Raw genomic sequence first — 23,031 nt, 5'->3', positions numbered from 1 at the left:
ATTATCCCCGAATATCATTTATAAATTGACGTAACACGTTCTCTTTATCGAGCGTGCGTTCGGCATATTCACGTGCCACCGTGTTGTGTTTGGGCAGCAGGAGCGCCTGACGAATCCCCGCCACCAGCGCCTCGACCGATTCCGGTTCAACGCAAACCGCAATGCCCGGAAAGGTTTCGCAAAGCTGTCCCAGTTCTGTGTGGGCTTCTGCAGTAATCACCGCGTTACCGCCTACCGCCAGAATATTGGTCAGTTTCGACGGCAATACGGCATCTGCCGCGCCGCGTTTTTGCACCACCAGATGGCAATCGCCCATCTTCAGCAGTGCGGGTAAAGCGTCATACGATTGCAGCGGAAAAAATTGCATGTTGCGCAGACCACGCTGTTGCGCCATTTTTTCCAGCCGCGCTTTGCCGCCGCCCTGCCCGACAATGGCAAAAATCAGCGGTTCATCACGCAGGCGATCGGCAGCTTCAATAACGTTTTCCAGCCCCTGCTTTTCACCAATATTGCCGGAGTAAAGAATGATTTTTTTGTTATCCGGCAGGCCAAGCTGGTTACGAAGGGCATCAACATCGACATCTGCGACATGCTGAAAACGGGCAATTTCTGACCAGTTGGGGAAGAAGATGACGTTTTCTGCCGCCACGCCTTTTTCGATGGCTTTATTCATCATCGAACGCGAAATCGTGGAGACGTTATCGACGTTATGCAGTCCGCTACGTTCGAACGCCGTTGCCAGCTGTGCCACTTTGCCGCCTTTGCCTTTTCCGGCAAGGCCCAGCCCCAGCATGGCGTCCACTTCGTAATCCTGAATATGCAGCACGGTACGCGCGCCAGAGAGTTTCGCCAGCAGGCGCATTCCCGGCGTGCAAAACAGCGTTGGCACTACGCCGATAATGCGATCCGGCTTCCAGCGACGTTGCGCCATCAACGGGAAAAAACTGCTGACGGCAAAACTGCCGAGATGCAACAGGCGTTTCAGGGTGCTCGGCTGTTTTGGCACGTACAGCGGGCAGCGCCACACCGTAGCGGCCCCCTCTTCTCGTTTGTACCGCCAGGCGGAATAGTTCTCGCCCACCTGCCACTGCGGGTAGTAAGGCGGTGCGGTAATAACCCGCACCTCATGACCTTGCGCCGCCAGCCATTCAACCATCTCTCCGGTGTATTTGCCGATGCCGGTTAACTCCGGCGAGTAGTTAATGCCGTAGACCAGTATTTTCATAATCCGGGTACTCCGGCACGCTTCTCAGCGAGAAAATAGGCGCGGCTGTTAGCGTGAACATCGTTACTGGCGAGCAGCGCGTCCGGCGTCAGCCAGCGGTAATCGTCATGCTGCTCATCCGGCAGTAACAGATCTTCTTCAGCGACTCTGAAGCGAAAACCGAGCACCACATAGTGAGTGGTGAAATCCGTGCCGGAGAAGTTATCGTCATAAAAGTGCTGCCAGACACCGTAAAACTGGCCTGCTGTTATCGGTAGACGCAGCCCCAGTTCCGCCATCGTCAGCCGCTCAAATGCGGCTTCCAGCATTTCGTCTTTCTGCACGCGCCCTCCCGGCACAAACCAGTAACCCTGCGCCGGGCGGTTGGTTCTTTTGCCAAGCAGAAACTCGCCGCGACTGTTCTCGACAATAAAATCGAGAGAGACAAGCGGAGTGGAGCGCACTACCGTGGCAAAGTCTTCCTGACGTAAAAACATCATTACCCCCGAAAGCGGTCTTGATTCTCAAGGAACCACTGGTAAGTGCTGGCAAGCCCCGCTTCCAGTGAGATTTCGTGATACCAGCCAAGCTGATGCAGGCGCGTCACATCCAGCAGTTTGCGCGGCGTACCATCCGGCTTGCTAGCATCAAAAACCACCCGACCTTTGTAACCCACCACTTTGGCGATGGTTTGCGCCAGCTCGCGGATAGTGCAGTCAACGCCCGTGCCGACGTTAATGTGTGACAGCATCGGCTGGGTGTTTTCCAGCCAGACTTCGTGCGCCAGCTCCATCACATGAATGCTCGCCGCCGCCATATCATCGACGTGCAGAAATTCACGCATCGGTGTACCGCTGCCCCACACCACCACGTCCGGCGCATTCTGTGCCGTCGCCTCGTGGAAGCGACGCAGCAATGCTGGGATCACATGCGAGTTACTCGGATGGAAGTTGTCGTGTGGCCCGTACAGGTTGGTCGGCATGACCGAGCGGTAATCGCGTCCATACTGGCGGTTGTAAGATTCGCACAGTTTGATCCCGGCGATTTTGGCAATGGCGTAAGGCTCGTTGGTCGGCTCCAGCGTACCCTGCAATAACTCGCTTCCTGCCATCGGCTGTTTTGCCAGTTTCGGGTAGATACAGGACGATCCGAGAAACAGCAGTTTGTTCACGTCGTTCTGATGCGCGGCGTGAATGATGTTGCTCTCAATCATCATGTTCTGGTAGATGAAATCCGCCGGATACGTGTTGTTGGCAACAATGCCGCCCACTTTCGCCGCCGCCAGATAGACCTGGTCAATGCTTTCGCTGGCAAAGAAATCATGCACAGCGCGGCTGTCCAGCAGGTTCAGCTCGTCGCGGGTGCGTAATACCAGTTCCACATCACCGCGCTGTTCGAGCTGCCGCCTGATGGCAGAACCGACCATCCCGCGATGGCCAGCGATAAAAATGCGTTGTTTACTCATGCTTATGACTCCAGCGCGATCGCCACGTCGTAGCCGTGAGATTTCAGCAGAGAGTGTTTTTTCGCCGCTTCGAGGTCATTAGCCACCATTTCAGACACCATCTCTCTGAGGGTGATTTCCGGTTTCCAGCCCAGTTTTTCGTGCGCTTTGGTCGGGTCGCCGAGCAGCGTTTCAACTTCTGCCGGACGGAAGTAACGCGGGTCAACGGCGATAATCACATCACCCGGTTTAACGCCCGGCGCGTCATGCCCGGTGACGGAAACCACAATGCCCTTCTCTTCAACACCCGTGCCTTCAAAGCGCAGTTTGATGCCCAGCTGTGCTGCCGCCATTTCCACGAACTGACGCACGGAGTACTGAACGCCGGTCGCGATAACGAAATCTTCCGGCTGTTCCTGCTGCAGCATCATCCACTGCATTTTTACGTAGTCTTTGGCGTGGCCCCAGTCACGCAGGGAATCCATATTGCCGAGGTACAGGCACGACTCCAGCCCCTGGGCGATGTTGGCGATTGCGCGGGTGATTTTGCGGGTAACGAAGGTTTCGCCGCGGCGCGGGGATTCATGGTTGAAGAGAATTCCGTTACAGGCGTACATGCCGTAGGATTCACGGTAGTTAACGGTGATCCAGTAGGCGTACAGTTTGGCGACCGCATACGGAGATCGCGGGTAGAACGGCGTGGTCTCTTTCTGCGGAATTTCCTGCACCAGACCATACAGTTCAGAGGTGGAAGCCTGATAGAAACGAGTTTTCTTTTCCAGACCGAGGAAGCGGATCGCCTCCAGCAGGCGCAGCGTACCCATCGCGTCGACGTCAGCGGTATATTCTGGTGACTCAAAAGAGACCGCAACGTGGCTCATTGCGCCCAGGTTGTACACTTCATCCGGCTGTACTTCACGCAAAATGCGCGTCAGGTTAGAGGTATCACTCAGGTCGCCATAATGCAGATGGAATTTCGGGTTGCAGGTGTGCGGATCCTGATAAATGTGATCCACGCGCTCGGTGTTGAATGACGATGCGCGACGCTTAATACCATGCACCTCGTAACCTTTTTCCAGCAGAAACTCTGCCAGGTAAGAACCGTCTTGTCCGGTTACACCGGTGATGAGAGCGACTTTTGACATGTATTATTCCTCTGTATTTTTGAATTTATTCAGTTTCAACGCGTTCGCGTATCACCACTGCGGGATTCCCCCGGCAAACCACATTTGCCGGAAGCGATTTAAAAACACTGCTTCGTGCACCCACGACGGTGCCGTCGCCGATTGTGACGCCTGGGGCAACAAAGACATCGGTTGCCAGCCAGCATTTCTCGCCAATCACAATAGGCGTGGCGTTAATGGTGAAATGTTGACTTGCATGGTCGTGGCTACCGGTGCATAAATAACTTTTTTGCGATATCACCGAATGTGCGCCAATGGTTATTTCACCGAGGGTATATAAATTGACGTCATCGCCGACCCACGCGTAATCACCTAAGGTTAATTTCCACGGATAGGTAATTTTTACTGACGGACGAATAACTACGTTTTTTCCTATTTTTGCTCCGAATAAACGTAATAAAAAAGCCCGCCAGCGATACAATACTTGTGGCGACCAGGCAAATATTGTTGCCTGTACTGCCCACCATAATTGCACTTTAATAGCGTTGCCGCCCCGGAACCCTTTCGGCACCGAGAAACCGCTTAAATCTTGCATTGGTTTTCCTTATATTCAGACTTTGTTATATAAGGCTTTCGTCTTTGAGGTAGTACGTTGGCGTAAATGCCAGGATAATTCAGCCCAAAAGCCAGGCACATGTAATATTTGTCGTTGGACTTTTTTCGCGTCAGCACACAATTCCATATTATTGGTGGTAGATACCCCACCCATGGAAAATTCAGACACCAGGCCATTGAGTTTTTTAAATGCATAACCGGCTTTATACATTTTGGCTGCCAGCGCGTAGTCGGAAGAAACTTTATATTCCAGGTCATAACGCCATTTTTTCAAGCCGGATACAGGGAAAAATATCGCCTGATGACTGGCGGGCAGGCTGTGATAAATATACCAGCCCGGTTTGGCGCTACGTTTAATTTTATGCCCGTCGCCAAAATCCAGCAGCGCATCGCCGGTGATCATCACGTTATCTTTTTGCATTTTTAACTTACGGACAAAATTTGCGGCATTCTGATGAAAAATATCGCCCGAATTGAGAAACAACGCGAACTTGCCTTGTGCCATCGCAATGCCTTTGTTCATGGCGTCGTAGATACCGTTATCTGGCTCGCTGACAAAGCGTAGGTTAAAGATACCATTGAGATTTTCCAGATACTCACGGGTGCCGTCGTTGGAACCGCCATCGACAACAATCCATTCGAAGCTGATATCTTCCACCTGCGCCAGATGCGCCAGCGAGGCATGTGTTTTGACTATCCCTTCGAGGTTACGAAACGCGACAGTGATTATGCTAAGCAACATGTTCTTATTCTTACCTCGTAATATTTAACGCTTTTCGCAAAATAAACGGACAGACGATTAAAAATGCATATTCCGGGCTAAATATCGAACCGGTAAAAAACAGCGATACCGGAGTAAAAAGATATAATTGCACGCGAAAATTGTGGTTATCACCAAAAGCGTTGATCATCATTTTTATCACTTTCCCCATGTACCACAGTGATAAAAACACCGCGAACCAGGAAAAATAAATAATCAGCAGATACAAACCATTGTCTATGGTTTTTCCGACATCCGCACCGTTAAATATTCCGAATGATGCGACATATTCATAAAGTGAGCCAAATCTGACTACACCGTCAATATGGGTCAAAGAATAACCGACCATCACCAGCGGACCGACAATACGATAATATGATGACGATCCTTCCGTACCTAAATCGCCCAGACGGGTGGAAATATAAGGAAACGCGATTACCACACCAACCAGGAATACAGCCAGAGAAATCAATGCTAACGGTAACTTTTTCTTAATCGCCTCTTTATTCAGATATTGAAATGCCCACTCCAGCAAATAAAACAGGATAAAGGTCATAACCCCTGAAAACGATCCGGATAATATTATCCCTGCGAGAATCATAGCATCTGTTTTAGGCGTTTTGATACCAAACTGTTTGATGCTGAGCCAAATTGAGATTAATGCCAGAGCGAAAAATGCCGGTTCGAAATAAAGTGCTGTCGTGCGCTTGCCGCCGAATTTAATGAAATTCAGCACATAGCTGTTGCTGTAAATCAGATATTTCGAAATCGACTCCATAATACTGCTGCCACCGGTGAGGATAATTTGTGCCATCTCCACCGCCGCCAGCGCCACCACCAGCCCGACCACCAGATAAAAGAAACGTAATATCTTGCGATGGTTGTGTGGCGAAATTGTTTTAAAACGAATACTCCACACCATGCCAATAATGATCACAATATAGACAAACAGCATAGTTGAAGTGACGTATTTACTGGCATCCAGCGACTGACCAAACAGATAGTTAAACGCCGTGAGTCCCGCGCCAATCCCTAAGGCAATCATCAATTTTTTAACGCTGATGCGTTCTAAAAACAGCAGTAACAAGACAGGTAAAAAAGTGACGATGGTGATGGGGAAACTTTCGCCAAGCTGGGCGATTTTGACGTTAACCAGCAGATAAATCAGCGGCAGCAACAGGTAGCTACAGATTCTGATAGAAGTTGACATACTCCTCCAGCATCTGTTGTCCACTGTAGGCGGCGCGGCTGCGTTGGCTGAACTCAGCCAGCGTGGTACCAAATATCGCCTGCGCGATTTCCGGTTTGCTTAACTGCACCAGTTGCAGCACCTCTTCTTCGCTGACGGTTTTACCGCCGGATTTTTGCAACACTTCCCGCGCCGCATCGCTATGGGTGGCAATCACCGGCACGCCAATCGATAGCGCCTCACACAAAATCAGCGGGTAGTTATCGACGCGAGAACTGAATACCAGCGCATCCATCTGATTGAGCGCGCTCATCAGCTTACGTTTGTCGGTTTCAAAGCCGTGATTAACCACGTTGCCAGCGGTGAACGGCGAGAACTTACCAAAGGTATGCAGTTCGATTTTGTCGCCCAGCGCCATCATCTCACGCACCAGTTGCTGGTTAGTTTTGCCGTCGTAACGCAGGTCATGCGCCACCACAGCGATTTTCGGCTTGCCCTGGGTTTCGCGCACCGGAGGCAGATCCGCCAGAATCGCTTCGGTTGCCATATCAATACCATTATTGATAATCCGGCAACGCCCTGGACCGTACAGGCTATTGAAAGCGTCAGCCACATGCTGGCTGGGGGAAATAAACTGACAGCCCAGCGCCAGCATCTCACGGAATAACTGGCGTTTGCCCGCCACCAGCTGGTGCGCCCGATCAATCTTCACCGGCGGATAGTTATTTAAGGTCGGGCATTTCTGGCAGCCCGTTTTCCAGCCTTCACAACCGTCGGTAAAGGCGCAGCGTCCGGTAACGCTCCAGTGGTCGTGCAGCGTCCAGACCAGAGTGACGTCCGGTTTATGGTTTTTCACCTTTTCGCAAAAGCGCACCACGCTCTTAAGATTTAGCCAGTAGCTGTGCAGCACATGAAAATGCAGGACCACCGGACCCGGTGTACGAGTAATGGTGCGATATAACTCATTGAAATTGCCAAACAGATCGCGATTAAACAGACGAAACAGGACAATATTCGCCATTGCAGTCATCCGCGGCGTATGTTTGATGACCTGCGGATAGTTTTGATGGCTGACGCTCTCTTTGCCGCCTTTGCCGTAACCGTAGACAAAATGTGACGCAAGCCCCTGTTGCAGCGCACGCTGGTGGAGATCTAACGCCACACCTGCTGCCCCGCCTTCCGCCAGTCGCACATTAAATTGCAAAATATTCATTTAATTACCTTCACTCGCGCTTTTTCTCCCACCACCAGCGCGTTGTCCGGGACAGAGTCGAGCACCACGCTGCCCGCACCCACGGTGACGTTGTTACCAAGCGTGATATCACCAAGAATAATAACGTTGGCACCGAGTTCGACGCCGTTGCCAATATGTGGACATGCCATGTTATCGGCACCACGATTGCCGATAGTGACGCCGTGGCGAATGGTGAAATCATCCCCCGCCACCACGTTTTTATTGATCACTACGGCGTAACCGTGATGGATAGTAAAGCGGCGGCCAATGGTCGCGGCAGCCTGGATTTCATAACCGAAAAAGCATTCGGTGATAATGCGATACAGCACCAGCAGAGGGGCCGCCCAAATATTGTTGAGGACGTTCTTTTTGCGCCACACCGAACAAAAATGAGCGACGCGATACGCTAGAACCATGCAGCACGGACGTAAACTCCAGCTGTTGGCGCGCAGATCTTCCAGCATCTTTAGCGCCCCCGAATACCATCAGCCAGACGTTTGCCGTTACGCACCGACAGCAGCGTCAGCAAAGTGCGCCAGGTCATACGTTTATTGCGGATCTGGTAGAGGGTAAACAGCTGATATTTTTTGCTGGCGCGGTCAAATTTGTCTTTGTGCTTGCGGTAAAAGTGGAAGTATCCGGAGAATTTTTTCGGTGACGAGGTGATCTGCATTTCACCGTGATTGATATGCAGGATCTGCGTCGCCTCTTCCACTTTCCACGGTTCGCCGTACTCCACCACCATCCGCAGGAAGATGTCGTAATCCTGTGCCGCTTTCAGTTCGGTATCGAACAAACACTCTTTGAAACGCCATGCCCAGGTAAAGACCTGATTGCCAATGATATTGCGTTTATAGAACAGGCGGCGTGAGTACGGCGATTTGGGATACAGTGGTAAGCTTGCCGGTTGGGAATAAACTTCTCCCTGGCAAACGTAGTCGTTAGCGTACAAAAAGGCGTGAGTGACCAGTTGCTGTTTATGGGCGAGGAAGACGCTCAGACGGTTGGGTGTCCATTCATCATCATCATCGATCCCGGTAATGTATTCCCCTTGCGCCAGCATAATAGCCTGGTTACGTACCGCGCACGCCCCGCTGTTAATGTCGTTGTGAATGTAAGTGATACGCGGATCGTTGAGGGCGGTGACGTACTGTTGCAGTTGTTCCCAGGAGGTGGAGCAATCATCCACGATGATCATCTCCCAGTTGCTGTAGTCCTGGCGCAAGACCGATTTTATCGCCCGAATCGCCAGTTGTTGGCGGTTCCAGGTCGGCATATAGATTGAGATCAGCGGATTGTCTTTCATAGGTTGTTCTCCCGGAGTGTCGAGATGTTCTGCCGGTTTATAAGCTTGTTTACGGGTTCTGTTGCCGGATGCGGCGTGAGCGCCTTATCCGGCCTACGGAGCTGGTTTGCTTGCCGGATGCGGCGTCAACGTAGGTCGGATAAGATGCGTCAGCATCGCATCCGACAACGGATCTCGTTATTTCGCATCCGACTTATATTCGTATTCGTAATAGCCATAATCCTGATACGCGCTGGCGCGGCGGAAGATGGAGTTCAGAATCACCCCTTTCACCGGAATACCGTTTTGCTCAAAGCGGCTCAGACTGGTTTCCACTTCTTTCAATGTGTTGACCGCATAACGCGCCACCATTAATGTGGTTCCGACATGACGACCAACAATTGCCGCATCGGTCACTGCCAGAATCGGCGGCGTATCAATCAACACCAGGTCATAGTTTTTACTCGCCCAGTTCACCAGTTCGGCAAAGCGTTCGCTCATCAACAGTTCAGAAGGATTTGGCGGCACCTGACCGCGCGGGATCAGGTCAAATTTGGCAATAGAGGTCGGTTTAGCTGCGGTAGTAATATCGCCCTGACCAATCAGAATTTCCGACAGGCCATTGACGTTATTGGTGCCCAACAGCTCGTGGGTGTAGCCTTTGCGCATATCGCAGTCGATCAACAACACGCGTTTATTGGTCTGGCTGATCACCGCCGCCAGGTTGGCGCAGACAAAGGTTTTACCAATTGACGGGCTAACCCCGGTCATCATCAACACATTGTTCTGTGCCTGCATCATCGCGAAGTGCAAACTGGTACGCAGACTACGGATGGCTTCAATCGCCAGATCGGTTGGATTCCCCACCGCCAGTAGCTGGCTCTGTTTATAGCGTTTAATCCCTTTGATGGTTTTGACGCTATCACGCGCTTTCTGCCATTCCGACAGCGGGATGCTGGCATAGACGCTAATACCGTGTTCTTCCAGTACTTGCGGGCTTTCAATGCCGCGATTAAACAACGAGCGCAGCAGCACACCCACGATAGAAAGCATCAGGCCAAGGATAATCGCGCCGAGGATAATCAGCCCTTTCTTCGGTTTTAGCACGCCAGGCTGGGTGATTGCCGGGTCAACAATGCGCACATCGCCGACGGTGCTGGCTTCGGTGATTTTCAGCTCCTGCTCTTTATTCAGCAGTTGCATATAGACCTGCTGACCAGACTCGACATCGCGGGTCAGGCGCACAATCTCCTGCTGGGTTTTCGGCATCGCCGTTACGCGACCGTTAAGTTTGGCTTTCTCTTCTTCCAGCGCCTGACGTTTCTCCAGCAGCGTGCGGTACGCCGGGTGAACTTTGGTGTACAGCTTGGAGATTTCCGCCTCTTTAAAGGTCAGTTCGTTCAACTGCGCGTCGATGTTCACCATCGAATCGAGCACCGCTTTCGCTTCCAGCGGCAGATCAACAGAATCTTTATCCTGACGGAAGGCATTCAGTTTGTTTTCGGCAACATCGAGGCGGCTACGTACTTCCGGTAACTGTTGCGCGAGGAAAGCGAGGCTTTTCGACGCTTCCGCCGATTTGCGCTCAATATTTTGTTCCTGATAGTTACGGGCGATGCTGTTAAGAATGTCGCGGATCTGTTCGCGATCTTCACCGGTATAAGTCAGGCTCAGTACGCCTGCGTCTTTGCCGTTCTCCGTTACCATCAGGCTGTTTTGCAGTTGGTTGATCATCCCCAACGTGGAGTATTTGGTGACGGTAAACTCACTGCCCGGGCGGGCGTGAATGGCTTCAACCATCAGCGTGACGCCTTCTTTTTTCAGCATCTGGCCCGCTTGCCCACGGGCGCTAAAGCCGCCATCACTGCTCAGGGTGTAGTTTTTATTGTCCAGCACATTAAGCGTAAACACCTAGTCCGCCATCTCTTTCGGGCGGTTAAAGGTAGTCACTTTCACCGTCTCGTTCTGGCGTCCCATCAGTCGATCCCAGCCCGCCCCGAAAATCGGGAACGTGTTTTTGCTCACTGCAATATCGAGGTCGAGATCGTCCACCGTTTTACCAAGCACCAGACGCGAACGAATCAACTGGATCTCGGCGTCCGATGCAGGCGGTTTGTTGGCTAATGCCGAACCAATGTCCTGCACTAACGAATTGCCGCTGTTTTGCTCGATTTGTACCAGTGCGTCGGCACTATAAATCGGCGTGGCGAAGAAGGTGTAAACCACGGCACAGAGGACAAATACAGCGGTGATGCCAATCACCCACCAGCGCGCTTCAATGACGGTGCCGACCAGGCGACCAATATCGATTTCATCACTGCCCGTTACCGGAGCGGCATGTTGTTTTACTTTTTCTGTCATTCTTATACCTGCTCTGCGTTCAATGCCTGCGCCCACTGGCGGGCAGACCGTTCAAGTAATGTGTACACCGCTGCAAACGTTTCCCAGCTTTTGCGATACGGATCGGGGATTTCACATTCGTTATCCCAGTGACCAAACAGCATCACTTTGCCGCGCATCTCAGGTGCCATCTCGCATAAGCGTTCGATATGGCGCTTTTCCATGGTCAAAATCAGGTCATAGTTGCGACACAGGCGGCGGCTGATTTGTCGTGCACAGTGGCCTTCCAGAGACAGTTGATGTTCTGCGGCGACGCTGATAGCGGTAGGATCAGCGCCCTTACCGACCAGCGCGCCGAGTCCAGCGGACTCCACTTTCAGTTCCGGGTGATAACGTTGCAGTAAGCGTTCCGCCGTCGGGGAACGGCAAATATTGCCGACACAGACAACTAATATGTTGTTAAACATGACGATTACCAGTTATGAATGTCGCTGGCTGTATCCGTCATGTAACGGACACCGCTAATAGTTGGCAGCAACTGATTGATCAGACGGTTCCAGCGGGAAACCGGGGCGGTGGTGACATACACCACGTCATAAGGTTGCAGGCGGAATTCTGTCGCCATCACCAGCGACGTGGCATCGGACATATCCAGCTGGTAGATATTGGCAATCTTGCCGTTACGCCCGCCCTCGCCTTTCAGCGGACGAATGACAAAGATGCCGCTGGCGTTGGAGGTGGTCATGTCGATACCTTCAGCATTACCCAGGGCTTCAGTCAGGGTCATGCCGCTAAAGTCCATTTTCAGGGTGCTCTGTTTCTTCACTTCACCCATCACAAATACTTTCAGATCATCATTACGCGGCACGTAGAGAATATCGCCGGGATAAAGCAGTCGGTTCTGATTGAGGTCGCCGTTTTGCATCAGCACCTGCAAAGAAATGCGTTCTTCACGACCATTGTGTGTTAGCACCACGTTGCGCCAGTCAGCGGTGTCGGTCAGGCCACCTGCGGCGTTGATGGCGTCGAGAATGGTCAGTGGTACGTTGGTGATCGCCTGTTGACCGGATTTATTCACCTGACCTGAGATATAGGTCTTTTGTGAGCGGAAGGCGGCGATATTAACGTCCACCTGCGGGTCAGCGATGTACGTCGCTAAGCGCCCGGTAATATCACTGCGGATTTCAGCGAGCGTTTTCCCGACTACGTGAACCTTGCCGATATACGGGTAAAACATAGTGCCGTCAGGCTGTACCCAGTTGCCGGTGTCGCTGGAGCTGCGGTACTGACCAGCTGGCGTGGTGAGTTCCGGGTGATCCCAGACGGTGACATTAAGAACGTCCCCCGGCCCGACGCGATACTGGTAATTCGCGATCTCGCTTTCCAGCGTCATATTGGGGCGCGCTACATTCGGACGTGGGCGTAATTGGTCAATCAGGCGCGGGGTCAGCGGATAAACATTCACCATTTTGTCGAGATCGAAATCAGCGTCCTGCTGTTTGATGACGTCTTTGCCCATCGTCGACATATTGCTGCCCGGAAGTACTGTGCAACCGCTTATCAAGGTTACTGACACCAATAATGGCATCAATTTCATTTTGGATTTCATCATTGTTTATTTATCACTTTGGCAGAGTAATTATCCTGTGCACTATTAATAGCAATGTCGCCATGCACATTTACCTTGCAGTTAATTGAATACAAATTTAACTGGCATCAGTCCTAAAAAAATTGATTTCATCCGCAGGCTATTGACAGAATAATTCAGACTGGTCTTTCAGGCATCCAGACACGCTACCGCCCCTGGCTTTTTAGCCACCAATACACTGATTTAGCTTAATTTTTTAAACCCTCTCTGCATACAATCGTTGATGAGAAAGGGTTATTGCGGAAATTAACTTCCGAATATAAGGTGACATTATGGTAATTGAATATTGGCTCTCCAATAATGCAGGAGGAAGTGTTACAGCTAACGGAATAGCAGGCAAGGTAACAATTCGGCAATTGGCTATTTTTAAGAATTATATTAAGTGTCATTCAATATGGTTTTTAGGAGTTTCTTTAGGTTGACAATATTTAATATTGCGCCTCCGCATGCGATATTTCTTAAATAATGTTTTATTATTACCACTTTTAATTCAGGGATAATGTGAGGTTATTACCCTCAAATAATATGAGATAAATAGTGCTGCAACATTGCATTTTTGCCCCGATTTATCCATGATCGAATTGTGACATTTGTCATACAACGAATAGGTTTTGTACTTACTATGGAATGGATTGCCGATCCGTCTATCTGGGCCGGGTTAATCACGCTGATTGTGATCGAACTGGTCCTCGGCATTGATAACCTGGTCTTTATTGCCATCCTCGCCGAAAAACTACCGCCGAAGCAGCGCGACCGCGCACGGGTTACCGGGCTGTTGCTGGCGATGTTAATGCGCCTGTTACTGCTGGCGTCAATCTCCTGGCTGGTCACCCTGACGCAACCGCTGTTCAGCTTCCGCTCGTTTACCTTTAGCGCCCGCGACTTAATCATGCTGTTTGGTGGTTTCTTCCTGTTGTTCAAAGCCACGATGGAGCTGAACGAACGGCTGGAAGGGAAAGACAGCAATAATCCCACACAACGCAAAGGTGCGAAGTTCTGGGGGGTGGTGACACAAATTGTGGTACTGGACGCCATCTTCTCACTCGACTCAGTGATTACCGCCGTCGGGATGGTCGACCATTTACTGGTCATGATGGCCGCCGTGGTTATCGCTATCAGCCTGATGTTGATGGCCAGCAAGCCGTTAACGCAATTTGTTAACAGTCACCCGACCATCGTTATTCTCTGCTTAAGCTTCCTGTTGATGATTGGCTTTAGCCTGGTGGCAGAAGGTTTCGGCTTCGTCATTCCGAAAGGCTACCTGTACGCTGCCATTGGTTTCTCGGTAATGATCGAGGCGCTCAATCAGTTGGCTATCTTTAACCGGCGACGTTTTCTTTCCGCTAACCAGACGCTACGCCAGCGGACTACCGAAGCGGTAATGCGCCTGCTTAGCGGGCAAAAAGAAGATGCGGAACTGGACGCCGAAACCGCGTCCATGCTGGTGGATCATGGTAACCAGCAGATCTTTAATCCGCAGGAACGGCGGATGATTGAGCGGGTACTTAATCTTAACCAGCGTACTGTCAGCAGCATTATGACGTCGCGCCACGATATTGAGCATATCGATCTCAACGCGCCGGAAGACGAGATCCGCCAGTTGCTGGAGCGAAATCAGCATACGCGGCTGGTGGTTACCGACGGTGATGACGCAGAAGATTTGCTCGGTGTTGTTCACGTTATCGACCTGCTACAACAGTCACTGCGTGGCGAACCGCTCAACCTGCGGGTGTTGATTCGCCAGCCGCTAGTGTTCCCGGAAACCTTGCCGTTGTTACCTGCCCTGGAGCAGTTCCGTAATGCCCGCACACACTTTGCTTTTGTGGTGGATGAGTTTGGCTCGGTGGAAGGGATTGTGACATTAAGTGACGTAACTGAAACCATTGCCGGTAACTTACCGAACGAAGTGGAAGAGATCGACGCCCGCCATGATATTCAGAAGAATGCGGACGGTTCCTGGACGGCGAATGGTCATATGCCGCTGGAAGATCTGGTGCAATATGTGCCGCTGCCGCTGGATGAAAAACGTGAATATCACACCATTGCCGGGCTGTTGATGGAATATTTACAGCGTATTCCAAAACCTGGCGAAGAAGTTCAGGTGGGGGATTATTTGCTTAAAACGTTGCAGGTGGAAAGCCATCGCGTGCAGAAGGTGCAGATTATTCCGCTGCATAAGGATGGCGAGTTGGAGTACGAGGTGTGATGGTATCGGTCATTTTACCCAATAGCCGAAAGGAATAAGATGAGGGAACCGCGCCAGCGGCGATTTACCGCCGGGAGCCCGGGTTGCCAGGGTGGTGGCGATTGAGCCCCCCTGGCACGTTCACCGGCTTGAGCGTTCCATAGTAGCGAGGAACATCAAGTGAACGGAACAGCCTTCGATCTTACATATTCAGAATATAATGATGCCGCCACGAACGCCTGATGCGACGCTTTACGCGTCTTATCAGGCCTACAGGACAGGTCACCAGGTAACCTACATCTTCTCCAGCAACTTCTTCACATCTTTGCCATTGCGGGAATCTTTATTCCGCTCGGCCCAGTCATTCAGACGACGTTTCGCTTCGTCCTGTAGATGTTTGCGCAGTAACTGATCCACTTGCAGACTGTAATTGAGTTGCTGCCAGTTGCCATAAACCCGCAGCGGTACTGGCGTTTCTTTAAGGAAATCAATCAGTTTGCTTTCCCCGTTCCAGCCACCCACGACCCGAATATCAAACTGGGTGTCGCAGGTTTGCTCCGCCAGATTCAACGTACCAGCCCCGGAAAGCGCCAGCACAGGCGATTGACCTTGCATGTCGTTTAACGTCACGACGCCATCCTTCAACGTCAAATCGGTGGTAAAGCGGTCAAGACGCGTTACGTTATCGAAGTTTTCAGCGGCCTTCACATCACCACCATTACGTTCTACCGCTTGCTGAATCATCTGCTGGAAGTTCATCCCTTCCATGCGCGTGTCGGTCATTTCGACATGTGCCTGTCCTTGCCAGTTGTGGCGGAATGCGTCGGCATCTATGTCAGCACCGGAGAAATCACCAGCCAGTGACATCTTTCCGGTCAACGAAATCGGATAGTTAAACGCCTTCAGAATGGTGCCAATCTCAACGTTTTCCAGCCGTGGCTGGAAGTTTATCCGCGGATTTATTGATGTCGCGTCCAGCGTGCCCGGCAGTGAAACCTGTCCACCGTTAAGCTTGCCCTGCAGTTGAGTAATTTCCAGCAAACCCGACTTGTTGGTCATTTGCGTGGCAACATCTGTAAAATTCATTCCGCGCCAGCGCACGTTACTGGCCTGCAACAAAATATCAGCCGTAAAGCCTTGCAGTCCCTGATATGCCGGTTCATCAATACGCGAAGAAATGACCGGGCGCGGCAACGTTGATTGGCTCTGCCCCTGCTGCGCGGCACCGTTTTCACCATTCGCTGTTTCATTAAGCGGGATGAGGTTGTCAAGATTCAGTTGCGGGAATTGCAGTCTCAGCTGCCATTCCGGTTTCTCTGTCAGCGTGACCTGTGCTTGCCCGCTCAGCGTACTGTCATTGGCGGTCAAACTAATTTGGTTAAATGAAAGGCGTTTATGTGACTCCTGCCACTGGGCCTGGAAACTCCCCTGCCCATGAATACCTTGTTTTGGTAAATCTGCACCCTGCAACTGCCAGTTAATTTGTTCAATAGCCGCCGTTAAATCATGCGGATAATCAGAAGCATCTACCGTACCGTTAAGGGATATCGTGAGATCGCGCTGATCGCGATTAACCCGCCCGGAGAACTCAAATGAACCACGATGTTGGGGATCTTGTTCCATTTGCAGGCGAATATTGCGGATTGTCACCTGCTCGTCATCTTCATGCTGGAACACCAGCACGCTGTCCGCCACCTTAAGACTGGATATATCAAACGACCATCCGCGATCGTCTGACAGATCCGGCAAGGTATTGTCGCGCGGTGCAACCGGAGCGTCTTCACTGCGCACCACTTCCGTCTGCGGCGTCAGTTGGATCACTGCCCCTTTTAGCATCACCTGCTTAACGCTCAGTTGATGACTCAGTAGTGGTAAAAGCGCCACGTCCAGACGCATGTTGTCGGCGCGAACCAGTGGCTGGCTCGCGCCCTGGGCGGTGAGAGACATTCGCCCGGAGAGGATACTAAGCTGCGGCCAGACGTGCCAACGCAGTGGCCCGTCGAGCTGCAATTGATAACCGCTACGTGCAGCAACTTGCTTGACCATATAGTTGCGGAAATCATTCGGATTCACCAGCAACACTAACGCAGATAACCCGGCCACCAGCACGACCAGGAGTATCATCAGCGTCGTCAGAAATCGTCTCATGGTATCCTCAATGGGCCTGAATTAGTCTTTATCGATTCGGCTGGCTACCGCGCCCTGCTGGTTGCGATATTTCGCATCTTCACGGCGGTTGTAAGGTCGCGCCGCCGGGCCGGAAAGCGGCTCAAAGCTCAGCGCACCAATTAACATGCCCGGACGCAGCGCCAGCGGCAGCTTACCGGAGTTGTAGAACTCCAGCACAATGCAACCAGACCAGCCCGGATCGATACGGTGCGCGGTGACGTGCACCATCAGCCCCAGACGCGCCAAAGAGGAACGCCCGTCCAGCCAGCCCACCAGATCGGCTGGCAGCGTCACCGACTCCAGCGTCACCGCCAGCGCCAGTTCTCCTGGGTGAAGATAGAACGCCTCGCCCTCGTCGAGAACGATCTCATCGCTCATCACGCGGTCAAGCGCGGCGCTCACTTCATCTTTGGGACCGCTCAGATCGATAAACGCTGCCGTGTGACCACGGAAGGTACGAAATTTATTGCCCAGGCGTACATCCACCGTCGCGCCGTTAATACGCTCCACTGGCGGACGTGGGTTGATCGACAAACGGCCTTCATCAAGCCAGGCTTCAATATCTCGGTCACACAGACGCATGGCATTTTCTCCTTTCGCGCATCACTCCCTTAACGCCAATTACGTCAAGGGCATACCAGGTTATCACTGAACGGTACACAATTTATCAAGCTTATTCAAAGAACTGACTTATTTTCGCTTTCAATATATCGATCGCGATGCGGTTTTTCCCGCCGCGCGGCACGATAATGTCCGCATATTGTTTAGAAGGCTCAATGAATTGCAGGAACATCGGGCGCACGGTTTTTTGATATTGCGCCATCACGGAATCCATTGAACGCCCACGCTCGTTAACGTCACGCTTGATGCGGCGCATCAGGCAGATATCCAGCGGGGTATCAACGAAAATGGAGAAGTTAAGTTCGTCACGCAAACGCGCATCCGTCAGCAACAAAATGCCTTCGAGAATGATGACCTTCTTCGGCTCAACCGTCACCGTTTCTTTCATACGCGTATGTTCAACATAGCTGTAAACCGGCAGGTCAATTGCCGAGCCGCGTTTCAACGCTTGTAAATGCTCAAGCAGCAGGTTGTGATCCATCGCGCTGGGATGGTCGTAGTTGGTCTTAACGCGTTCTTCCATCGACAGATGGCTTTGATCTTTGTAATAGCAGTCTTCAGGAATTACGCCGATGTGTTCATCACCGACTTGCTCACGTAATTCACGATAAAGGGTACTGGCAATAAGACTCTTGCCGGAAGCCGATGCGCCAGCGATACCGATAATGACGCACTGATGAGACTGATCAGTCATATATTTAGCGACCTGATTAACCTGGATGTTAGGAAGGGGGCGACGAAGCGCCAAACGCGGCAATTATAGGGATTTCATCCGCCTGATACCAGTCGAATAGCGTTGCCGCGCGCTCAGAGTTAATTGTTGACAAAGAATTCCCGGTGGCAAATTACGTTGATCAGTTTTATGTAAGGTAAAAAATGTTATACGCAGTTGCGCAAATTATCCGCCTTTACGTCACTTTATGAGCAATTCACATATAAAATGTAAAACTTTTGTACTAGCATAAACACAGAAACGAATACTGGCGACCTGGTCTTGCGGATAAAGCGGTAATGAGCAAACAATCACAGCATGTATTAATTGCCCTGCCCCACCCACTGCTTCACCTGGTCAGTTTAGGTTTAGTCTCGTTTATCTTTACCCTTTTCTCGCTTGAGCTTTCGCAGTTTGGCACCCAACTCGCCCCACTGTGGTTCCCGACGTCCATCATGATGGTGGCGTTTTATCGCCATGCCGGGCGCATGTGGCCGGGAATTGCGCTGAGCTGCTCGCTGGGAAATATCGCCGCATCCATCCTGCTTTTTTCCACCAGCTCGCTGAACATGACCTGGACGACCATCAATATTGTTGAAGCCGTGGTCGGGGCAGTGCTGCTACGTAAATTGCTGCCGTGGTATAACCCCTTGCAAAATCTGGCTGACTGGCTGCGTCTGGCATTCGGCAGCGCCATTGTTCCGCCTCTGTTAGGGGGTGTTCTGGTTGTCCTGCTGACGCCCGGAGACGATCCTCTCAGGGCATTTTTGATATGGGTACTGTCAGAATCCATCGGCGCTCTGGTACTGGTGCCGCTGGGATTGTTATTTAAGCCACACTATCTGCTGCGCCATCGCAACCCACGGTTACTTTTTGAGTCACTGCTCACATTAGCCATCACGCTGACGTTAAGCTGGCTTTCTATGTTGTACCTGCCGTGGCCTTTTACTTTCATTATTGTGCTGTTGATGTGGAGCGCCGTGCGCCTGCCACGAATGGAAGCCTTTTTGATCTTCCTTACCACGGTGATGATGGTGTCGCTGATGATGGCCGCGGATCCCTCCCTGCTTGCTACGCCGCGTACGTACCTGATGAGCCATATGCCGTGGCTACTGTTTTTGCTGATCCTGCTGCCCGCCAACATCATGACCATGGTGATGTATGCCTTTCGTGCGGAACGCAAACACATTTCCGAAAGCGAAACCCGCTTTCGGAACGCGATGGAATATTCCGCTATCGGTATGGCGTTAGTGGGCACCGAGGGACAATGGCTGCAAACCAACAAAGCGCTCTGCCAGTTTCTCGGGTACAGTCAGGAAGAGCTGCGCGGACTCACCTTTCAGCAACTGACCTGGCCGGAGGATCTCAATAAAGATCTCCAACAGGTTGAAAAGCTGATAAGCGGTGAAATAAACACCTATTCAATGGAAAAACGCTACTACAACCGTAATGGCGATGTTGTCTGGGCGTTGCTTGCCGTCTCACTGGTGCGCCACACGGATGGCACGCCGCTCTATTTTATCGCTCAGATTGAAGACATTAACGAGCTAAAACGCACCGAACAGGTGAATCAGCAACTGATGGAGCGCATCACGCTGGCTAACGAAGCGGGCGGGATTGGCATCTGGGAGTGGGAGCTGAAGCCGAATATTTTTCGAGCTGTATGAAATTCCTCCGCATATCAAACCGAACTGGCAGGTGTGGTACGAGTGCGTGCTGCCGGAAGATCGCCAGCATGCCGAAAAAGTGATTCGTGATTCGTTGCAATCACGCTCGCCCTTTAAGCTGGAATTTCGCATTACCGTAAAAGACGGTATTCGCCATATCCGCGCCCTCGCCAACCGGGTACTGAATAAAGAAGGCGAAGTCGAACGCCTGCTCGGCATTAATATGGATATGACCGAGGTTAAACAGCTTAACGAGGCATTGTTTCAGGAAAAAGAGCGCCTGCACATTACGCTGGATTCCATCGGTGAAGCCGTGGTCTGTATTGATATGGCGATGAAAATTACCTTTATGAATCCAGTGGCGGAGAAGATGAGCGGCTGGACGCAGGAAGAAGCATTAGGTGTTCCGCTCCTGACGGTGTTGCATATTACTTTTGGCGACAACGGACCATTAATGGAGAACATTTACAGTGCCGACACCTCACGTTCCGCGATTGAACAAGATGTGGTGTTGCACTGCCGGAACGGCGGCAGTTACGACGTGCATTACAGTATTACGCCGTTAAGTACTCTGGACGGCAGCAATATAGGCTCGGTACTGGTGATTCAGGACGTCACCGAATCACGCAAAATGCTGCGCCAGCTGAGCTACAGCGCCTCCCATGATGCACTGACGCATCTCGCCAATCGCGCCAGTTTTGAGAAGCAACTGCGTATCCTGCTGCAAACGGTAAACAGTACACATCAGCGACATGCCCTGGTGTTTATCGATCTTGATCGCTTTAAAGCGGTGAATGACAGCGCCGGGCATGCGGCGGGTGACGCTTTACTGCGCGAACTGGCGTCGTTGATGCTGAGTATGCTGCGCTCCAGCGACGTGCTGGCGCGACTCGGTGGTGATGAATTTGGTCTACTGTTGCCAGACTGTAATATCGAAAGTGCGCGTTTTATCGCTACACGCATTATCAGTGCCGTGAATGATTATCACTTTATATGGGAAGGCCGTGTGCATCGGGTAGGTGCCAGTGCCGGGATTACCTTGATTGATGACAACAATCATCAGGCGGCAGAAGTGATGTCGCAGGCTGATATCGCCTGTTATGCCTCCAAAAATGGTGGACGGGGCCGGGTGACGGTTTACGAACCACAGCAAGCTGCCGCACATAGCGAACGGGCGGCGATGTCGCTTGATGAACAGTGGCGGATGATTAAAGAGAATCAGTTGATGATGATCGCCCACGGTGTCGCTTCGCCGCGGATCCCGGAAGCGCGTAATTTGTGGCTGATTTCACTTAAGCTCTGGAGTTGCGAAGGCGAGATTATTGATGAACAAAAATTTCGTCGTAGCTTCAGCGATCCGGCACTTAGCCATGCTCTTGACCGACGGGTATTCCACGAATTTTTCCAGCAGGCCGCAAAAGCGGTTGCCAGTAAAGGCATAAGCATCGCCCTCCCCCTTTCCGTTGCCGGTTTGAGTAGCGCCACGCTGGTGAATGATCTGCTTGAGCAGCTGGGAAATAGCCCTCTACCACCACGGTTATTACATCTGATTATTCCGGCTGAAGCGATTTTAGATCACGCAGAAAGCGTGCAAAAACTGCGGCTGGTGGGATGTCGGATAGTGCTCAGCCAGGTGGGCCGCGATCTGCAAATCTTCAACTCGCTGAAAGCGAATATGGCAGATTACCTGCTACTTGATGGTGAGTTATGCGCCAACGTGCAGGGTAATTTGATGGATGAGATGCTGATTACGATTATTCAGGGGCACGCTCAGCGACTCGGGATGAAAACCATCGCCGGGCCAGTCGTTTTACCCTTAGTGATGGATACGCTTTCTGGCATCGGCGTCGATCTGATTTATGGTGATGTGATTGCCGATGCCCAACCGCTGGATTTGCTGGTGAATAGCAGTTATTTCGCGATTAACTGAGAGAGCGTTTGCCCATTGCCTGATGCGACGTATCAGGCCTACAATTCGTCCGTTCCGTCTGGTTGCCAGCCTTCCGTATACCAGATATGCAACAGCGCATAAGAACGCCAGGGCTTCCAGCGCTCGGCATAACGGCGGATTTGTGCCGGTGTCATCCCCGGAAATCGCTGTTTAATCAGATAATCATCCGGCAGAAAAACATCTTTCGCCTGCCAGCCACGCAAAGCGAAATAATTCGCCGTCCAGCGCCCGATACCCGGAAAAGTTTGCAGCGTTTTCATCGCCTGCTCCACATCGCCCGGAATTGTCATTGGTAAGCTGCCCTCCAGCGCCGCATTTGCCAGATGAATCAGTGCCTCTGCCCGTTTCAACGGCATGCCTAACGCTTTTAATGCCTGCGGGTCGGCTGCTGCCAGCCGCTGAGGCGTGGGGAAGCAGATATACTCCGGAAAATCATCCAGCCGTTCGCCATAAAGCTGTACAACTTTGGCAGTCAATTTTGCCGCCATCGCCACGCTCACCAGTTGGCCTAAAATCGCCCGCACACCCTGCTCAAAAGCATCAATACAGCCGGGTAAACGCAATCCGGGCCGCGCCGCGCCTAACTTGCCCAACGCACCGTTAACAATCTGCGGGTTACATTGCAGATCAAACAGGCGGCTCATTTTCGCCAGACACTCAGCGGCAACGGGTTCTAAACCTGCACTTAAATTTATGTGCAGAGTATGGCGGGCTATATCCGGAATAGCAGTCACCACGCCGCGATATTCGCCCACCGCCAGACTACGGGCATAATAATCGTCAGCGACCGTTTCCACACCACTCACTGCACGGGCGGCGAGAAATCCCAACATCCACGACCAGTCATACGGCGGCTGCCAGTTCAGGGTATACATCGCATCTC

The 23,031-nt window shown here is 51.7% G+C and carries 18 protein-coding genes and 2 pseudogenes; 3 read left to right on the top strand and 17 right to left on the bottom strand.

Annotated features, from left to right (window positions below; translation table 11 throughout):
• Position 1: 1 nt before the first annotated feature.
• From wcaI to wza, 13 genes and pseudogenes are all read right to left on the bottom strand, one after another.
• Positions 2 to 1,225 (bottom strand): colanic acid biosynthesis fucosyltransferase WcaI, encoded by a 1,224-nt coding sequence (wcaI, locus tag BHE85_RS08605; RefSeq protein WP_000699735.1) that lies wholly within the window; start codon positions 1,223 to 1,225, stop codon positions 2 to 4.
• A complete protein-coding gene (gmm, locus tag BHE85_RS08600) occupies positions 1,222 to 1,701 on the bottom strand; it encodes a GDP-mannose mannosyl hydrolase (RefSeq protein WP_000479828.1) in 480 nt (159 codons plus the stop codon). The genes wcaI and gmm overlap by 4 nt, the downstream gene beginning before the upstream one ends.
• Positions 1,702 to 1,703: 2 nt before the next feature.
• Positions 1,704 to 2,669 (bottom strand): GDP-L-fucose synthase, encoded by a 966-nt coding sequence (gene fcl, locus BHE85_RS08595; protein WP_039064052.1) that lies wholly within the window; start codon positions 2,667 to 2,669, stop codon positions 1,704 to 1,706.
• A 2-nt stretch (positions 2,670 to 2,671) separates the two neighbouring features.
• A complete protein-coding gene (gene gmd, locus BHE85_RS08590) occupies positions 2,672 to 3,793 on the bottom strand; it encodes a GDP-mannose 4,6-dehydratase (protein ID WP_000048190.1) in 1,122 nt (373 codons plus the stop codon).
• A gap of 25 nt (positions 3,794 to 3,818) precedes the next feature.
• Positions 3,819 to 4,367, bottom strand: coding sequence for a colanic acid biosynthesis acetyltransferase WcaF (wcaF, locus tag BHE85_RS08585; protein WP_001153547.1), 549 nt, complete (start codon positions 4,365 to 4,367; stop codon positions 3,819 to 3,821).
• Between the two features lie 15 nt (positions 4,368 to 4,382).
• Positions 4,383 to 5,129 (bottom strand): colanic acid biosynthesis glycosyltransferase WcaE, encoded by a 747-nt coding sequence (wcaE, locus tag BHE85_RS08580; protein WP_000927089.1) that lies wholly within the window; start codon positions 5,127 to 5,129, stop codon positions 4,383 to 4,385.
• 10 nt (positions 5,130 to 5,139) lie between these two features.
• Positions 5,140 to 6,357 carry a colanic acid polymerase WcaD gene (gene wcaD / locus BHE85_RS08575; protein WP_000107810.1) on the bottom strand — a complete coding sequence of 406 codons (1,218 nt, stop codon included), beginning with the start codon at positions 6,355 to 6,357 and terminating at the stop codon, positions 5,140 to 5,142.
• Entirely contained in the window at positions 6,332 to 7,549 is a 1,218-nt protein-coding gene (wcaC, locus tag BHE85_RS08570) for a colanic acid biosynthesis glycosyltransferase WcaC (protein WP_001023946.1), read from the bottom strand. The genes wcaD and wcaC overlap by 26 nt, the downstream gene beginning before the upstream one ends.
• Positions 7,546 to 8,034: a colanic acid biosynthesis acetyltransferase WcaB gene (gene wcaB / locus BHE85_RS08565; RefSeq protein ID WP_000888729.1), complete on the bottom strand. Its 489-nt coding sequence runs from the start codon at positions 8,032 to 8,034 to the stop codon at positions 7,546 to 7,548. Before wcaB ends, wcaC begins: the two co-directional genes overlap by 4 nt.
• Before the next feature lie 2 nt (positions 8,035 to 8,036).
• Positions 8,037 to 8,876 (bottom strand): colanic acid biosynthesis glycosyltransferase WcaA, encoded by an 840-nt coding sequence (gene wcaA / locus BHE85_RS08560; protein WP_000654503.1) that lies wholly within the window; start codon positions 8,874 to 8,876, stop codon positions 8,037 to 8,039.
• 177 nt (positions 8,877 to 9,053) lie between these two features.
• Positions 9,054 to 11,216: pseudogene (gene wzc / locus BHE85_RS08555) on the bottom strand (tyrosine-protein kinase Wzc).
• Between the two features lie 2 nt (positions 11,217 to 11,218).
• Positions 11,219 to 11,662, bottom strand: coding sequence for a low molecular weight protein-tyrosine-phosphatase Wzb (gene wzb, locus BHE85_RS08550; protein ID WP_000482907.1), 444 nt, complete (start codon positions 11,660 to 11,662; stop codon positions 11,219 to 11,221).
• A 5-nt stretch (positions 11,663 to 11,667) separates the two neighbouring features.
• Positions 11,668 to 12,807, bottom strand: a complete 1,140-nt coding sequence (wza, locus tag BHE85_RS08545) for a polysaccharide export protein Wza (protein ID WP_000978101.1) — start codon at positions 12,805 to 12,807, stop codon at positions 11,668 to 11,670.
• A gap of 308 nt (positions 12,808 to 13,115) precedes the next feature.
• Between wza and BHE85_RS26725 the strand changes: the two genes are divergently transcribed.
• Together BHE85_RS26725 and BHE85_RS08540 are read left to right on the top strand one after the other, a co-directional pair.
• Positions 13,116 to 13,265 (top strand): hypothetical protein, encoded by a 150-nt coding sequence (locus BHE85_RS26725; RefSeq protein WP_162829205.1) that lies wholly within the window; start codon positions 13,116 to 13,118, stop codon positions 13,263 to 13,265.
• Between the two features lie 200 nt (positions 13,266 to 13,465).
• Complete coding sequence (locus tag BHE85_RS08540) at positions 13,466 to 15,049, top strand: TerC family protein (protein ID WP_001300971.1); 1,584 nt, start codon at positions 13,466 to 13,468, stop codon at positions 15,047 to 15,049.
• A 273-nt stretch (positions 15,050 to 15,322) separates the two neighbouring features.
• Here BHE85_RS08540 and asmA read toward each other — a convergent pair whose 3' ends face one another.
• The 3 genes from asmA to udk form a co-directional block, all read right to left on the bottom strand.
• The gene (asmA, locus tag BHE85_RS08535) at positions 15,323 to 17,176 is read right to left on the bottom strand and encodes an outer membrane assembly protein AsmA (RefSeq protein ID WP_001252385.1); all 1,854 of its coding nucleotides are present in this window, start codon (positions 17,174 to 17,176) and stop codon (positions 15,323 to 15,325) included.
• Positions 17,177 to 17,197: 21 nt separating this feature from the next.
• Positions 17,198 to 17,779, bottom strand: a complete 582-nt coding sequence (dcd, locus tag BHE85_RS08530) for a dCTP deaminase (RefSeq protein WP_001234767.1) — start codon at positions 17,777 to 17,779, stop codon at positions 17,198 to 17,200.
• 91 nt (positions 17,780 to 17,870) lie between these two features.
• Positions 17,871 to 18,512: a uridine kinase gene (udk, locus tag BHE85_RS08525; protein WP_004982015.1), complete on the bottom strand. Its 642-nt coding sequence runs from the start codon at positions 18,510 to 18,512 to the stop codon at positions 17,871 to 17,873.
• Positions 18,513 to 18,829: 317 nt separating this feature from the next.
• Between udk and BHE85_RS08520 the strand changes: the two are divergent.
• Positions 18,830 to 22,127, top strand: a pseudogene (locus BHE85_RS08520) (diguanylate cyclase).
• Between the two features lie 38 nt (positions 22,128 to 22,165).
• Here the strand turns inward: BHE85_RS08520 and alkA are convergent.
• Positions 22,166 to 23,023: a DNA-3-methyladenine glycosylase 2 gene (alkA, locus tag BHE85_RS08515; RefSeq protein WP_000288370.1), complete on the bottom strand. Its 858-nt coding sequence runs from the start codon at positions 23,021 to 23,023 to the stop codon at positions 22,166 to 22,168.
• Positions 23,024 to 23,031: the final 8 nt, after the last annotated feature.

Source organism: Shigella sp. FC1567 (assembly GCF_001743015.1).
Classification (GTDB): Bacteria; Pseudomonadota; Gammaproteobacteria; order Enterobacterales; family Enterobacteriaceae; genus Escherichia; species Escherichia coli.
Note: the sequence above shows the minus strand (reverse complement) of the source record. Positions and strands in the feature narration are given on the sequence as shown.